We start from the raw sequence: 14,793 nt of genomic DNA, 5'->3' as shown, positions 1-14,793 counted from the left end.
CTGTTTCAGCGTGATGCCGACTGATGGTCGCCGGTGGCCTGATACTCGACCCGCTCGCCCGGCTCGCCGTAGTGCGGGCGGTTATAAAGCGGGAATACGGTCGAGTAACCCGGCACGGGCACCTGCTCGCCGGCTCCGCCCGACTGATGCGGAAAGATATAGAGCGTCAGATCCGGGTTGGGCAGACGCTGGAACTGACTGTGGATCTCGTTGGCCGCGGTGCGCGTGTACGCGGCATGGGCCGCACCGACGTCACCGCCGGCCAGCGGCCGGCGCAACGCCGCGCGAGCCCGGTCCAGATCCGTTGTGTGATCGCGATCGCTGTCGTCGTCCTCATCCGAGTCCGCGTTGCCGTGGGTTTGCCCCGCCCAGATGTCGGCCATGGTCGTACCGTTAGTCGGCAACATTTCTTCCTGGGATGTCGCACAGCCCGACGTCGCCTGGAGTGCCGCCATGGCCACGCCCAGGGCGAGCGCCCTAATCGAGGCCGTTCGCACGCGTGTCATGCGCATAGCGCACCTTTCGTCCGTTGTGTTCGTAGTCGATCGGGATTTCCTTGTCGATATTGACCGCGACCGGATGACCCGGCGGGACATAGACCGCATCGAAGGTCTGCCCGAAGCGCTGCTGGATCCATTGGCGGACCTCGTTCAATCCGCTCGAGGCGGCGGAGCCTGCGATATATTTGCCCACATCGCCGGTCACGCCGGTGGCCGTGCCCAGACCGCTGACGCTGGTCTCGGTCTCGCCCCCGGCGTAGGCGTTGCCCGCTGCGGCGCCGGCCGACAACAGCAAACTCGTCAGGATGAAGCTGCGCGCATTGGTCTTGCGCGTACCGGCCACGCAGGGCACGCCGGCGGGATTGGATAGATAGCCGATCTCGTTGTCGTCGTTATCGTTGCCTTCGCCGGGGCGGGCGGATTCCGGCACCGTGCGGATCCGGCCATCCTGAAACACAAACGTGATCGACTTGACCTTCCCTCTCACGCACGACAGCGTCCAGTCGCCGGTCGCCGTGCCGGATACGATCGCCTTTTTGATCTCGGGCAGCTCGTTGCCGTTGGCGGTCAGATTCTTGCCGCCGATAATCACCTTGAACGGATAGGGATCGGTGACGGTGCCGTTGATCGGGACGCGGCCGAGCAGGGCGGTCATGGCGACCGAGCCCATCAATGTTGAAGACTTCGGCACGGTATAGACCGGCGTGCCCGGGTGGGCGGTTCGATCATCGCCCGGCAGGGCCTGATCGGCGCTGTTACGAGCATTCGCGACGGCCTGCTTGCCGGAATCGAACGCCGTCTTGAATGCGCCGCCGCCGGGCGTGCTTGGTTCGTTGTCGCCGTTGCCGCCGGCAGACCGGGCTTCGAGCGGGTTGACCCAGGTCGTGCTGCCAGTCGCTGACTCAGGCGTTTCACCGTTCAGGCCCAGACCGACCGGCATATCCGGGTTATTTTGCGATTGATCGCCAGACGTCTCGCTGTCGAGCGTGACGCGTAGATTGGCGATCTTTTGTTGCACCGAGTCAATCAGCGACTGGCGCTGTTCCTGGGCCTGATCGTTCTGTTGTGACAGGGCATGCTCGATCTGACCTTCGACGTGGCGCTTCTGTTCGGCCAGCTGCTGATTCTGTTCGCGCAGTTTTTCGGACTGTTCCTGTGAGGCTTTCAGCTGAGACTGCATGTGCTGCATCTTGGCGACCAGGGTCGAGACCGTGTCGTTCGGGTTATCCGCTTCGACGCCCAACGCCTTGCGCTCGCTGTCGGTCAGCTGGCGCGGCGTGTTGTTCTGACCGGCCGTGCCGTGACCGGCACCGTTCTGACTGTTATGGCAGCTGCGCAGTACGAACACGATGACGCCGGCAATCAAGAGCGGCACGCCGACCTTGAGCAGCGCATTGGACTTAATCTGCATCGTCGGCCTCCGCTGTCAGCGCGCCCGCCGGTGGCCGGAGCGCATGGGACAGACCGCCGTTTTTCGTGACGGCGAACAGCGTCGTGGTGTCGGACAACCGACCCGCCGGACCGACAGTGGGCTGCATGAAGCTCGCGGCGTAGAAATCGCCAGCGAGATTGCGCGGGTCCAAGGCAAAACGCCGATTGGGATCCCGGTTGGTGATCTGGATTGCCGTCACGGTGTAGGGCGCCGCCCGCCAGGCCGCCAGCGCCCTGGCACGGACCGGATAGGCCGGCATGAGGCCCGAAATGCTGTGCGTGTGGATCGCAATGCGATGGATACCGGGGCTGTGATGCACGACGCGCTGAGGCGCATACAGCGCCTGCGCGGCGTGTCGGACCAGCTGGACCGGGAGTGGCGGACCGCCGCGATGGCCCGTGCCCTGCGCGAACGCCTCGGGCGGAATCGGTCGGCGATCGGCCGGCGTACCGGGGGCATGACGCGATGACGACGCGCTGTTGTCGTTCGAGCCGGCATCGTTTTCGATCCGGATCGACTCGTGCGAGCCGTGTGCCACCCCGGACAGATCCAGCAGCATGATCCGGCCGGTTTGCATGTCCTGTACTTGCACGCGCTGGGCATCGAAGGGTTTGTTGGCCTTCAAATACACCGCGCCGCCCGTCGATTGAACCCGCAGAACGTCGGGATCGGCAATCGGGTTCGGCAGACCCACGCGAACGTCGGTGCCGAATACGATGATGCGCTCGGTGCCGACCGGTAGCGCGACGTCGATCGGCTCGCGCTTCCAGTGGCGAACGTCGGTCGCCTGGGCGCTGATCGCGACCAGCGTCAGCAGCGCCGCCGCGCCAACAAGGGCATGCCGGACTGATCGTGACGCGTGCGTCATGATGGTCATTGATCGTCCTCCAGGCCGGCCTCGGCGGGGCTCGCGCTGTGTGTATTGGATGAGTCGGTCTGATCGGTCAGACTCAAACGCTGTGCTGGCCTGGCAAAGCAATCCAGCTGCAGGCCGAACGGATTGGATTCGGGATCCACGTCGGCGCGCTCGATTTGCAGGTAATACTGGATCGCAAGGTTCCGCACCGACATGCCGTGCACGTATTCGTTGATCTGGGCGGTCAGCGCGACGACCCAGTGATCGCGGTCGAGTACGGTGACATCACTCGGCTGATAGCCGTGACCGGGGATCTCGGACAGCGTGCGAACCCGATCGCTCAATTCATGCCGGCCGATGCGGCGCTCATAGTTGGCGTTCAGCTGATGTCGGCAGGACGGCGTCAGGTAAGCGCTGTAGCGCTCGAGATTGGCTTTGTAATCAGTCTGCCCGTCCTTGGGCCAGTGGTTGATCTGCTGCCAGATGTACAGACCGAACGAATAGACCGTCGACGGCGGGACTTTCCACCAGGCGCGGGTGCTGCCGCTACGCAGATCCGGCGGGTTATGGATCGTGAGATCCTGGCGTGCCTGATACCAGCCGCCCATGGCCACCAGGAGGTTTAGGACCAACACGCCGATCATGATGCGCAGTGTCATGATATGGGCATCGCGCGCCGCATTGCCGTGGCGGAATTGACTCACGACGGCTCTCCGGTGTCGTGCAGCCGGCGGCGACGCGCTTCAAAGCGCGCCGTGTCGACGATCAAGTCGGCCTTGTTGGCCAGGCGGTAGTGCGCCAACAGCCACTGGATGCGGCGATAGAGCCAGGATTCGGGCCGGCCTCGGCGCAAGCGGCGCATGATCAGGCCGCCCCACCAGACAACGCTTCCGGCCGTGACCGCCATGGCCGTCGGCACCATCGCGAAATAGCCCCAGACCAACCATCCGATCAGACCGGGTCCAATGCCGATGGCGGCACTGAGCGTGCCGACCAGCATGACCTCGCGGCCCGTCATGCCGCGAAAGACAATCGGGGCCATGTTCAGCCGGTTCGGGACGAACTCGATGGTGTTTCGATCGGCCACCGGTTTAACTACCCAGGATGCTGGAGGCCTTGTCGAGCAACCAGACGATCAGAATGATCATGGCAATACCGACGACCAGCGCCATGGCGAAGCCACCCCAGTTGCCGCGGCCCATCGTGGCCTCGTTGTATTGACTGATCGCGGCACCGACAACGTAATACATGGCGGCAGCCGCCAGCAGCAGGCCGACGAGAACCGCGGCACTGCCGGCCATTTGCTGTGTGTCGTCCAAAATGCCGCCGCCGCTGCCAGGATCACCGACGTCGGGTAGTCCGTCGGCCCAGCCGAGGACGGGCAGCCCGATCAAGAGGAGGGCGGCGAGTACGGACAGGCCGGTGGACAGCCACCGGTGGCGCCTGTCGGGCGCCATGGCGCGAGGATACAAACGGGTCAGGTTTTTCATAGCGATCTCCTTGCAGGGCGTGGGCGAATGGGATCGATCACGTCACGATCCAGGTGATGAACAGAACCAGGAACAGAATGCGGACCATCGCGATCAGGAACGTGTCTTCGGTGACGCGCGTGCGCGCCCAGCCGCGCCAGAGCGACAGCAGGGCCCAGGCACCCCAGAACAGAACCGCAACACAGGCCACCCCGGAAATCAGAAAGGCGAGCTTGCTGATGGACAGCCCGGAGCCGGCGGCAAAAGCCGTGGCGGGGTTCATCGATCGGCCCCGGCCCGCTGGGCGCGATAGGCGCCGGACAACGGCGTCGATTGACGCGGTAGCATGCGCGGCGGCGATAGATACGCCCGCAGGCCGTTGCGCACGTCGTTAAGGTCGGCCCGCAGCCGGCCGATATCGAGGATGACGCGCCGGTTGGGCTGAGCGCGCTGACGCTGGGCGAGCCGGTCGATGACCCAATCGATGCGTTGCAGCTGTTTTTCGATGAGCGCGATGTCCTCGCGCTGGATCGGATCACGCGGGTCAGCCGCGGTTGCGGTCTGGGCCAGGCCGGCGATCGCCAGCAGGGCGATCGCCAGCGCAACGGCGGCGGTCCGGCGCGGGTTGTGTCGGGCAATGCGTTGCACAGGCGGTCGAGTCCAAAGCGTTGGGCTCAGCCTGACAAAGCGATCGCGCTCGGTGCGGCAAAATTCCGACAGGGGTGTGTGGGAATTTTTACGCGTGCCGACGAGTGACATAGCGCACCCCCGATTACAGGTATTTCTTGAACGAACCGACCGTGACGGACACCAACACGCCGAAGCCGGCCGCGCAGGGCACCAGAAACAGGTTCGGATGGATCGAAAACGGGAGGGACAGATAGGCCAGCCAGCCGAGAACGAACACCGGGCCGGTGATGCGTTTGGCGTGGTGATAGATGAACGCCGATTCGCGGCCGGCGCCGAAGCGGCGCAGATCGCGGCGGACTAGGCCATCGACGATGGCCACGAACGCGGCCATGACGAACAGCGGGATCGTCAGCGCCAGGATGAACACGCGGATCAGCACGACCAGACAGACAGCCAGCCCGGCCTGGCTGTAGATCGCGATCGTGTGAGCGAGCCCGTCACCGTCGGCGTGCGCATCGAACCAGCCCGTGATGCCAGTCGACACGAACACCGTCTGATAGACCCAGGCCAGTACGTTCTGTCCGGTCGCCGCCGGGTTTGAGACCAGCAGCGAACGCGTGAATTCGGTATCGATCCAGCCCAGCTCATGGCTGAACATGTGCTGGGCGTGCTGCGCGCCCGGTAGATCCCACCAGCCGAAATAGATGCCGAGCCATTCGATCGTGATCGAGGTCAGGATCGAGATCACGACCACGGCGACGATCCGAAAGGGCAGGGACAGCATCCAGCCGAACAGCGTCGGCCGGCGGGCTTTTGTCTGCGTGGTTTCGGCTTGTGTGGCCATGCTCAGTCGTCGTCCTCGCCGAGCTCGGCACTGACGGCGGTGTCATGGATCGTGTCGCCGGCCCAGCTGTTGGGCGTGCTGGCCTGGGCCGTGGGTTCGACCGTGACCGGCGGCGGCGCCACGTCATCCCACCAGTGATCGGCCGTCTGATAGCGCTCGCGCATGCGCTCGGCCATGTCGGTCAGATCGGCCGGCAATTCGGCCGCGTCTGCGGCCTTGGGCAGCGGCATACGGATCTTGTACAGCCGCCCGCCTTCGATCAAGGCGAACGCTTGGCCTTTCGGCAGCTTGATGATGTCGGCGGCCGTCAGCATCGGCTTGGGCGTGGTTGTCACGCGGTCGCCGCCCGACGAGGAAAAATCGGTGTCGGTATCGACGTCTGAGTTATCGCCGGCCATCGACACGAGCATGCGCTGGCTGACCATGACCTCCGGCAACTGACGGGTCAGCAGCTGGGCCGTCATTTCTTCGCGCACGCGCAGCATGATGACGTTGTTGAAGTTGCCGATGACCTGGCGGGCCTTGGCGGTATTGCCCAGCCGGGCCTCGATGTCGGACAAGGTCTGGGTATAGGCGGTGACCTGGACCCCGGCGCCGCCGCCCTTATTCATGAGCGGGATGAACTCGTCGCCGATGAGCTCGTTGAACTCATCGCAGTGCAGATTGATCACCGGCTTGGTACCGGGATCGGCGCCGGGCAGGCCGTCGTCGACGCCGCGCTTGTAGATGTCGCCGGCCACCGAGACCAGATCCGCGAACATCGAATTGCCCACGGCCTGGGCGACCTCGAAATCACTCAATGCATCCAGACCCACATAGACGATGCCCTTCTGGCGGATGACCTGGCGCCAGTCGAAGATGTCGCGGTCGTCGTCGATGTCGTCGTAGTTGGGTGACAGGAGCTCGGCGGTCGCGCCGGTGGTCAGTTTTTCCAGCAGCGGCAACAGCGAAGCCACGATCTTGTCGAAGTAGGTCTTGTCGTAGCGCACCGCGGATCGCAGACCGGCGAGCACCGGATCGGCGGCCCGGTTGCCTTGCAGATAGAACTCGATGGCGACCACGCGATAGGCCCGGCCCTGCATGTTCCGGGGCACCTTCTTCTCGTTGAGCCCGTTTTCGATCGCCGTGATCTGGGCCCAGGCGGTGTCGTCGAGGCGCGGCAGGCAATAGCCGGCGTACTCGATCATGAGCTCGTCAATCGCCACCACGTCAGCCAGAATCTGCTGGTAGGTCGGCCGGTAGCCCAACGCGTGCCGGGCGCGGGCCACGATGTTGACGAAACGCCAGGCGAACTCGCGAAAGGCCGCTGAATTGCCTTCGCCGGACAGCTGGCCGGACAGGCGGGTGGCAACTTCGGAGATCCGGCCGAAGCGGCCGACGGCGTTATAGCGCGCCGAGACCTCGGGATACCCCAGGTGGAACACGCGAAACGCGTCGAGCCGACCGGCGCGCTTGGCCTCGACGTACATGCGCTTCATCAGGTCGGCGTCGCCCTTGGGGTCGATGACGATCACCACCTCGCCGCCACCCACCTGGCGGCGGATGTCCTGGGCCACTAGCACTTCGGCCAGGCGCGTCTTGCCGACGCGCGTGGTGCCCTGAACCAGCGTGTGCGCCACGCGTTCGGCCAGCGGCAAATAGATGTCAGTTTCGCCCGGTTCGACCGCGTGCAGGGCCGGATCGCCGCCGACTGGCGGCAGGGGCCGCACCGGATTGAGAACCGTATCGGCGCGCAGGACATCGACCAGCCAGGTCAGATGCCAGCGCTCGAACGGGGCCTCGAGCGCGCGGGCTGCGCGATAGGCGCGGCTGGGCATTAGAAACGCGTGCGCTTCCGGTTGCTGAGCCTCGTGCAGCCGGCGGGTGTGCTGAACCTGCCAGCGAAAACCCCGCCCCAGCCAGAGATAGCGCTGGCTGACCGGGATCTGGCTTGATGCCAGCGCGAAGCGCGGCAGGCGTTTCATGCCGCGTCGATAGCGCACGACCTGCCAGGCCTGACCCAGGCGATAGAGCCCGAATCCGGCGAACGCGGCGGCCAGACCGTATCCCACGCTGGGCGTTAGCGCGATCATCCAGGGCGCGGCCAGGCAGACCACCCCACAGCCCGCGCAGGCCAGGGCGGTGTAAACCTCCACCGCCGGCCGGAGCAGGGTTTCGATGGGATGAGTCGAGGCCATGCCTAGCGCGCCCCCGGCGTCGCGCCCGACGCGTGGTGACGGGCGACGACCATGGCGCACAGGTTGTCGAGCGTGATGGACGCAAGACTCATTGCTGGATTCCTTGCGGGGTCACGAGAACGGGGTAGTGCGACAGATGCAGGCGGGCTGCGATGTCGTCGCCGGCCACCGGCCGCATCACTAGGCCGTTGCCGGCCGCGCGCAGCTGTTGCAGCTGGTCGACCGATTGCACGTTGACGACCAGGCCGACGGCGTGCAGTTGATGCAGGCGCTGGCCACGCTGTTTCAGCCATCGAAGCGATAGCGGGCCGGCGCCGATGATGAAAAACGGCGTCATGCTGGCCGGCATGGACAGCTTGCGGGGCTCGACATGGCCCGGTGTCAGGCGATCGCTGGCCACCGGCAGCATGTCGGCCTCGCGGATCGGGCCGTGGGTCGTCGCCTCATCGCGTGCGCTGTAAGCGTCGTTCTCATCCACGTCCGCCGCGGCGATCGGGGCGTAGTAGGGCCGGGCCAGCATGCCGCCGTGGCTCGCAACCACGGTCAACGTGGCCTGGGCGCTGGTCAGACCGCCGAGCGCCAGCGCGCCCGCGGCCAGAGCTCTAATCCAGGGCATGGGCCTGTCTCTCGTGCGTGGGATTGATCCAAGTCACGCGCGTGGCGTGATTTAGATGGTTGTGCGTGGTGGCCACACTGTGGCCGCCGGGATGCGCGTGTTCGGGTCGATGCCGGGTGGCCACACTGTGGCCATCCTCTGGAGGCGGGATGACCCCGTCGCCGATCGCGGCCAGCTGGTGGCGAACCGCGCGCTGGTAACGCGCGGCCGGCGCGCCGCCCGCCGGACGGTGATAACAGCCCGTGGCGGCGAGCCAGCTGTCCGGATGTTGGTGATGACAGCGCGCCAGCACGGCCGCGGCGGCGTCGAGGTTGGCGTAGGGATCCAGTGCATCGCACGGTTCGGCGAAACGTCGGCCATTGCCGAACAGCTGGCGCTGCCAGCGCACGTTCAACTGCGCGATGCCGACGTCGACCACGCGGGTTTGGGCCAGCGCGCGATGTAGCGCGCTGCAGGCGGCGTCACGCGTTGTATAACGATGCGGCGTGCCGGCGACGTTCAGCGTCCACGGCCAGGGCCGGCGTCCGAACGACAGCGTCGTGGCTGATTCCGTCAGCGACAGGGCATAGAGCATGACCGGCGGCACGGCGTGCGCCTGGGCCGCATGGACATACGCAGCCGGGACACGCGGCGACCCGGCCATTGCGGCCGGCGCGAGGCCCAGAAGAAGCCAGACGAGCCCCCGCATCCGCATACTCAACGAACCACGCGGGGCAACGAGGCGTGCGCCATCTGAGCGGCCACCCGCTTCGGTGCGTGGTTGAGCGTGATGTCGCCGGCGCGCACCCGCTCGGGATCCAGGCCGACACGTTTCGCCCAGGTCCGGATCGCGTCGTCGGAATCGGCACCGACGACGTAGATGTCCATCGGCGTGTGCGAGGACGCCAGCTGCTGGACTGTGCGCCGGCAGGCGTCGCAGCCGTGAGCCCGCACGATGACGCTCGCGCGGGTGGCCCGATTCAGGCCAAGCCGCTGGGCGTCGCGTTGGCCCGCGTCCATGGCTTTCGCCATGGCGTCGGCATGCACGCGCTGCGTGTTCGGATACAGTTTCTGCCAGGCCTGGTCGTAGGCTTTCTGGAAATTAAGCACGCGCTGCACGCGATCGTGCTCGAGGTGGGCGAGCTTGCGGGCGTATTTCTGGCGCTCGACTTTCGAGCGCGCGTGCATGCCGAGCAGCGTGATCGGATCCAGCTTGTCCGAGCGATAGCCGTCGATGCCCTGTTGCAGTTGCTTGTAGCGGCCCCATTCACTGACCGACAGATCCCACTGCCGGGCGTGTCGTTTGGCCGTGTCACGCGCCTGGGTGTCCTGTTGCCGGGTGGCGTGGGCCGATGTATGCGCAGCCGGTGCCGGCGCGGCGGATGCCACGCTGAGGCCGGCGCACAGCGCCAATCCGAACCAACGAAGCGCGAGCGATCGTGTTTCCATGACTAACCTCGATCCGGCAGGGCCACGGCGATCGTGTGCGGGCCCTGCCTAAAGATGGCGCGGTCGCGATCCGTCTGGAGGGCCTGCAGCTGCCAGCCCGCGTACGGATCGCCGGGCGACAGCCAGGTGATGGCGCGCAGGTCGGACGCGTGGTCGGATGCAACGCCGAGAAACCGATGCGTGCCGCGGATCTCGACGCCGATGAGCGTGAACGGCGCCGACGCGACCGAACGCACTGTCACCGGCGAATGAGATGATCGCGTGCTGTTTGGCGAGCCGTAGTCGGTGTCGTCTGTCTGCCGGGATGCGTGTGCGCCCGACGGATGCCGCGCCTGGGCCGCAGCGATATGCAGGCTCAGATCGGTGGCCTGGTGGACCGCGTCGCGCCGCCGGGCTGCGACCGCGCAGCGGTCATAGCGCCCGAGATAGAGCCGCTGACCGTCACGCGGGGCAAACCAGTCGCTGAGTTGCGCCGATTTGACGGCCTCGATGGCCCGGCCGAGCGCCTTGTCGGATGCGCCCTGGAAAAACACATCGAACTGATGAGCCCGATCGCGCTGGCTCGGACACGCGCCGATCGCATCGGCTGGCGGCGAGAGCGTGCCGGCCGGTTCCGACGAATCATCATCGCTGGCCTTGTCACCGCTGCCGGCGCTCTGGCCGTCATCCGGGCCGGCTTGCGACTCGCGCGGCTGACAGTCGTTCTGAGCCTGGGGGGATAGGGCGTCCGGCGTCTTCGACGGCTGGGTTTTCTTTTTGCCGGATGGCGATGTCTGCGCCGGCTGGGGCAGCCGGCGCAACCGTGTCTTGAGATCGCTGACCGTGTCCTCGAGGCGGTCGATGCGCTGGGCCTGGTCGTCCAGGCGCTGGCTTTGCTTGTCCGCGGCCTGCCTCATGGCCTGGACCTGTTGCAGCAGCTGGGCCAGCTGCTGCGTCTGCTGATCCGGCGGATCATCGGATGGCGCCTGGGCCGGCCTGTTCTGATCGCCACGCGTCGAGTCCGGATCATTCACCGGCAGCCGGGATGCGTTCGATGAACCAGAATCGGTCTGTTCCGTCGCCCGGTCATGGTGCTGGCCGATACTCGAGTCGCTATCGCCGTCGCTGCAGCCGGCGACCGGCGCCAGTGATGCGGCGATCAGCAGGGCAAGTGGAAGCGTGCGGTTACGCATCAGGCAAACCTCGTTAGGAGCGCTGTCGGCCGGACGGCGGCATCTGTGCCGTGCGCGCACGCCGGTCGAAACAGACCGTGCGCTTGGCGTAGTCGACATCCAGCCGCCAGGCCGGACCGGCGAGCACCTGCAGGGCGTCGGATAGCGTGGTCGGGCCGAGCTCGCGGTGTACGGCCGGCAACGGGGACGAGAAGAAGCCGGTCTGAGACAGGCGGGGGCACAGCCGCAGACCGGAATCCCGGAGCACATGGACCAGACCGTCGCGAACCGTCAGGGACATCGATTGGGGGAGATCGATAGTCACGGCCTGGGCCAGCAGATTCCGTTGGCCAGAGGTCGGGGCCAGGGGAACCAGCTGATAGCGGCCGGTGCGCACGACGTTGGGCTGCGGTCCAGTCGCCGGGGAAGCATAGATATCGGCGGGCCGATCCGGCGCGGGTTCCGCGCTCGAGGCCGGGGAGGCATGCCGTGGACTGGCGCAGCCGCCCAATGTCAGCAGCAAGGCCGTGACAGCCACGCCGCCGATCATCGCGCGGCGTGTTGCAGATCGAGATGCGGCCATATCGCGTCGTCGTGCCGATGGGTTCGCGGCCAAACTGGCCGAGACCCGGTCGCGGAACAACACAAAATCCCGACAGGGCGGTGTCGGAATTTTCGATATGCAGGGCGGGGGTTCCCTTGTTCTCGAATGTACGGGATTACCGTATAATGCGTTGCATATGGAAGGCCGATTCGATCCGACGAAAGACGCGGCCAATCGGGCCAAGCACAAGCTCTCGTTGGCGTTCGGAGATCAAATCCTCGCCGACGACAATCATCTGATCATGCCCTCGATTCGTCCACAGGACGGGGAAGAGCGCTTCAAGGTGGTCGGTGTCGTGGGACAGAAGCTGTTCACCGGCGTATTCGTGTGGCGGGGCGATCGACCCCGATTCATGTCCGTGCGAAGGAGCAATAAAGGTGAAGAAAGAGCGTATTACACTGCCCTCTGATCCATCGGATCCAGAAGACTTCGACGTCACCGCGGGCGCCATGGACCGCGCGCAGCGCGCGCGTTTGATCCGCACGACCCGCACGAGACTAGGGCTGTCACAGGCCGAGTTCGCCCGCCGGTTTCGCGTACCGGCCGGCACACTGCGGGACTGGGAACAGGCACGGGAAACCGCGCCGGACTTCGCGCTCGCGTACGTGAAAGTGATTGGCCAGCATCCTGATCTGGTTGAAAAGACGATCGGTTAGGCTCGCTCAATCAACGTCGCCATTCCGCGACCGGGCGCAATCAACACAGCGTTGCACGCCCGGCGGAAGCTCACGCCGCCGTACCGGGATAGGCTCATCGCACTCGACGCAGCGCACGGCACTCGGTCGAGCGGCGGGCGCCGCCTGGCGCGCCGCGAGCGAGCGCTGCAACTATTCTTCCTGAAGTTCAACGGCCTGGTCGCCGACGTCAGCCATGCGTCGTCTCCTATTGTTCCACTCGGGGCAAGGCAATCCCAGCGCAAACGGATGGATCATCGGGGCAGGTCATTCCTCGGCGGCTTTCTTGCGACGCCGTTTGCCGCCGATCTGGACGGTGGTCGTACAGTCCGGATAGCCGGTGCAGCCCCAGAACGCACCGTGCTGGCTCTGGCGCTTACGCATGGCCTGGCCGCACTCCGGGCACTTCTTCTGCGGCTTGGCCTCGATCCCCTGGGGCATGGCTAGGCCGGAACGGCTGACCTGGCCGACCGCGGCCCGGACCCACTTCGTCTGCCGGGCGACAAAATCGTCGAGCGTCATTCGGCGGGTGCTGATGTCGTCCAGGGCCTGCTCCCACAGCGCGGTCGTGTCCGGATTGGTAATCGTCTGGGGCAGTACGCCAATCAATGCCTGGCCGGCTTCGGTCGAGACCCGTTTCTTCTTCTTTTTCGCCAGGAAACCGCGATCAATCAGTGTCTTGATGATGCCGGCGCGGGTGGCCTCGGTGCCCAGCCCGGCGGTGTCCTTCATGATCTTTTTCAGTCGTTCGTCGGTGACCCGCGACGCGATATTTTTCATGGCCGCGATCAGCGTGCCTTCGGTATAGGCGGCCGGTGGGCGCGTCTGTTTGGCCTGAATCTTTATGTCGGTAACGCGACAGGGATCGCCCTCGCTGACCGCAGGCAAACGCGCATTGCCGGCCTTGTCTTCGTCGGTTTCGTCGGCGGATCCAGTGACCGTCTTCCAGCCCTCGACGATCACCGTCTTGCCGCTGGCACGCAACGCCGCGCCAGCGACGTCGATTGACAAGATCGTGCGATCGGCCTCGTGGTCCGGATAGAACTGCACCAGATAACGTGTGCGGATCATCTGGTACAGCTGTTGCTCGGCCGCGCTCATTCGGCTCAGGTCGGCGGACTTCGCCGTCGGGATGATGGCGTGGTGCGCCGTGATCTTTGTGTCGTTCCAGGCCTTGGACTGCGTCGCTGCGTCCGCTTGGTCGACAGCGTGCGCGATGGCCGGATCCGTTTGCGTCATGGCATCCAGCACGGCATCGGCTTCCGCGAACATGCTGACCGGCAGATAGCGGCAGTCGGTTCGCGGATAGGTCACCGCCTTGTGGTTTCGTACAGTGACTGCACCGTGTCCAGGACCGCCTGTGCGCCCATGTCAACGGCTTGACCGGCGTCCTGCTGCAGTGTTCCGAGATCGTAGGGTAACGGTGGCGAGACGCGCTCACGTTTCGTTTCGGTAGCATGGATTCGGGCCGTGGTGCCCGATATCTGCTGCGCCACAGTTTGGGCCGACGGTTGATTGAGACAGCGGCCCTGGGCGTCCGCGATGTCCGCCGGAGGTTGCCATTGTGCGGTCAAGGCCGCACCGTCGTCGGTCGCCAGATGGGCAACCAAATCCCAATACGGTACCGGTCGGAACGCCGCGATCTCGTGATCGCGGTCCACGACGAGCCGCAGCGTCGGCGTTTGCACGCGGCCCACCGGCAACAGCCGGTCGTGGCCCTGGGACCGGGCCATGGTGGTATAAGCCCGTGTCAGGTTCATGCCGACCAGCCAATCCGCACGGGCCCGGCCCAGGCCCGCGTAATACAGCGCCTCGGTCTCCGCGCCGTCTTTCAACTGACGCAGTGCCGTGCGGATGCTGGCGTCATCGAGCGCTGACAGCCACAGCCGCGACACACGGCCCCGGAAACCGCAGCGGTCCAGGATCTCGCGGGCGATCATTTCGCCTTCCCGATCGGCGTCGGTAGCGACCACGACATGCCCGGCCTGGCCCAGCAATCGCTCGATGGCGCTGTACTGCGCCTTGACCTTGGGCCGGACGTCCAGACGCCACTGATCCGGGATGATCGGCAGCGTCTCGAGCGACCAGCGTTTGTACTGCTCGCCGTACTGATCGGGAGATGCCATTTCGAGCAGATGCCCGAAACACCAGGTGACGGTTATGCCGCCACCGAATAGGTAATGCTTGGTCTTGTTCGTCGCGCCGAGAATCCGCGCAATATCGCGAGCTTGGGAGGGTTTTTCGCAGAGATAGACCGTATCGCCAGCCATGGTTTCGCCGGTTACGTGAAGAACAGTCAGCATCGCAACCCGCCAACGCCATCAGGGCGAAAATCGTTGCCGGCATCGTCGGATTTTCACAGTAGCCATCTTTGCGAACCGAGCGATGCTCGAGATAATCAAAAAAACAGTT

At 65.3% G+C, this 14,793-nt stretch carries 18 protein-coding genes and 1 pseudogene; 2 read left to right on the top strand and 17 right to left on the bottom strand.

Translation table 11 applies throughout. The annotated features are described in order from the left end of the window. Nucleotides 1–5: 5 nt before the first annotated feature. From ACS8YF_RS13650 to ACS8YF_RS13580, 15 genes are all read right to left on the bottom strand, one after another. Entirely contained in the window at nt 6–506 is a 501-nt protein-coding gene (locus tag ACS8YF_RS13650) for a TIGR03751 family conjugal transfer lipoprotein (protein ID WP_084189007.1), read from the bottom strand. After that, nucleotides 478–1,911 carry a TIGR03752 family integrating conjugative element protein gene (locus tag ACS8YF_RS13645; protein WP_037339329.1) on the bottom strand — a complete coding sequence of 478 codons (1,434 nt, stop codon included), beginning with the start codon at nt 1,909–1,911 and terminating at the stop codon, nt 478–480. The genes ACS8YF_RS13650 and ACS8YF_RS13645 overlap by 29 nt, the downstream gene beginning before the upstream one ends. Next, nucleotides 1,901–2,809 (bottom strand): TIGR03749 family integrating conjugative element protein, encoded by a 909-nt coding sequence (locus ACS8YF_RS13640; RefSeq protein WP_198025210.1) that lies wholly within the window; start codon nt 2,807–2,809, stop codon nt 1,901–1,903. The genes ACS8YF_RS13645 and ACS8YF_RS13640 overlap by 11 nt, the downstream gene beginning before the upstream one ends. Continuing rightward, nucleotides 2,806–3,492 carry a PFL_4703 family integrating conjugative element protein gene (locus ACS8YF_RS13635; protein ID WP_051883535.1) on the bottom strand — a complete coding sequence of 229 codons (687 nt, stop codon included), beginning with the start codon at nt 3,490–3,492 and terminating at the stop codon, nt 2,806–2,808. Before ACS8YF_RS13635 ends, ACS8YF_RS13640 begins: the two co-directional genes overlap by 4 nt. Then, nucleotides 3,489–3,875 carry a TIGR03750 family conjugal transfer protein gene (locus ACS8YF_RS13630; RefSeq protein ID WP_037339331.1) on the bottom strand — a complete coding sequence of 129 codons (387 nt, stop codon included), beginning with the start codon at nt 3,873–3,875 and terminating at the stop codon, nt 3,489–3,491. The genes ACS8YF_RS13635 and ACS8YF_RS13630 overlap by 4 nt, the downstream gene beginning before the upstream one ends. A 4-nt stretch (nt 3,876–3,879) precedes the next feature. Further along, complete coding sequence (locus ACS8YF_RS13625) at nt 3,880–4,278, bottom strand: TIGR03745 family integrating conjugative element membrane protein (RefSeq protein ID WP_051883536.1); 399 nt, start codon at nt 4,276–4,278, stop codon at nt 3,880–3,882. 37 nt (nt 4,279–4,315) lie between these two features. Then, nucleotides 4,316–4,540 carry a TIGR03758 family integrating conjugative element protein gene (locus ACS8YF_RS13620; RefSeq protein ID WP_037339333.1) on the bottom strand — a complete coding sequence of 75 codons (225 nt, stop codon included), beginning with the start codon at nt 4,538–4,540 and terminating at the stop codon, nt 4,316–4,318. Then, nucleotides 4,537–4,905, bottom strand: coding sequence for an RAQPRD family integrative conjugative element protein (locus ACS8YF_RS13615; protein ID WP_051883537.1), 369 nt, complete (start codon nt 4,903–4,905; stop codon nt 4,537–4,539). Before ACS8YF_RS13615 ends, ACS8YF_RS13620 begins: the two co-directional genes overlap by 4 nt. Before the next feature lie 124 nt (nt 4,906–5,029). Beyond that, nucleotides 5,030–5,731, bottom strand: a complete 702-nt coding sequence (locus ACS8YF_RS13610) for a TIGR03747 family integrating conjugative element membrane protein (RefSeq protein WP_037339335.1) — start codon at nt 5,729–5,731, stop codon at nt 5,030–5,032. A gap of 2 nt (nt 5,732–5,733) precedes the next feature. After that, nucleotides 5,734–7,908, bottom strand: coding sequence for a type IV conjugative transfer system coupling protein TraD (gene traD, locus ACS8YF_RS13605; RefSeq protein WP_037339338.1), 2,175 nt, complete (start codon nt 7,906–7,908; stop codon nt 5,734–5,736). 88 nt (nt 7,909–7,996) lie between these two features. Continuing rightward, nucleotides 7,997–8,524, bottom strand: a complete 528-nt coding sequence (locus tag ACS8YF_RS13600) for an integrating conjugative element protein (protein WP_037339340.1) — start codon at nt 8,522–8,524, stop codon at nt 7,997–7,999. Beyond that, complete coding sequence (locus tag ACS8YF_RS13595) at nt 8,511–9,167, bottom strand: transglycosylase SLT domain-containing protein (protein WP_198025211.1); 657 nt, start codon at nt 9,165–9,167, stop codon at nt 8,511–8,513. Before ACS8YF_RS13595 ends, ACS8YF_RS13600 begins: the two co-directional genes overlap by 14 nt. Before the next feature lie 53 nt (nt 9,168–9,220). Further along, nucleotides 9,221–9,952: a TIGR03759 family integrating conjugative element protein gene (locus ACS8YF_RS13590; protein ID WP_051883539.1), complete on the bottom strand. Its 732-nt coding sequence runs from the start codon at nt 9,950–9,952 to the stop codon at nt 9,221–9,223. Between the two features lie 2 nt (nt 9,953–9,954). Continuing rightward, a complete protein-coding gene (locus ACS8YF_RS13585) occupies nt 9,955–11,124 on the bottom strand; it encodes a hypothetical protein (protein ID WP_051883540.1) in 1,170 nt (389 codons plus the stop codon). A gap of 13 nt (nt 11,125–11,137) precedes the next feature. After that, the gene (locus ACS8YF_RS13580) at nt 11,138–11,641 is read right to left on the bottom strand and encodes a hypothetical protein (RefSeq protein ID WP_198025212.1); all 504 of its coding nucleotides are present in this window, start codon (nt 11,639–11,641) and stop codon (nt 11,138–11,140) included. A gap of 202 nt (nt 11,642–11,843) precedes the next feature. Between ACS8YF_RS13580 and ACS8YF_RS13575 the strand changes: the two genes are divergently transcribed. Together ACS8YF_RS13575 and ACS8YF_RS13570 are read left to right on the top strand one after the other, a co-directional pair. Next, nucleotides 11,844–12,116 (top strand): BrnT family toxin, encoded by a 273-nt coding sequence (locus ACS8YF_RS13575; RefSeq protein ID WP_037339343.1) that lies wholly within the window; start codon nt 11,844–11,846, stop codon nt 12,114–12,116. Next, entirely contained in the window at nt 12,085–12,363 is a 279-nt protein-coding gene (locus ACS8YF_RS13570) for a helix-turn-helix domain-containing protein (RefSeq protein ID WP_037339346.1), read from the top strand. Before ACS8YF_RS13575 ends, ACS8YF_RS13570 begins: the two co-directional genes overlap by 32 nt. Before the next feature lie 6 nt (nt 12,364–12,369). On the opposite strand, the gene ACS8YF_RS13565 is transcribed toward ACS8YF_RS13570, so the two are convergent. Further along, entirely contained in the window at nt 12,370–12,480 is a 111-nt protein-coding gene (locus ACS8YF_RS13565) for a TraR/DksA C4-type zinc finger protein (RefSeq protein WP_318269700.1), read from the bottom strand. A 168-nt stretch (nt 12,481–12,648) separates the two neighbouring features. After that, nucleotides 12,649–14,651: pseudogene (locus tag ACS8YF_RS13560) on the bottom strand (DNA topoisomerase III). Nucleotides 14,652–14,793: the final 142 nt, after the last annotated feature.

It is taken from the genome of Salinisphaera sp. SWV1, assembly GCF_052044155.1.
Classification (GTDB): domain Bacteria; phylum Pseudomonadota; class Gammaproteobacteria; order Nevskiales; family Salinisphaeraceae; genus Salinisphaera.
Note: the sequence above shows the minus strand (reverse complement) of the source record. Positions and strands in the feature narration are given on the sequence as shown.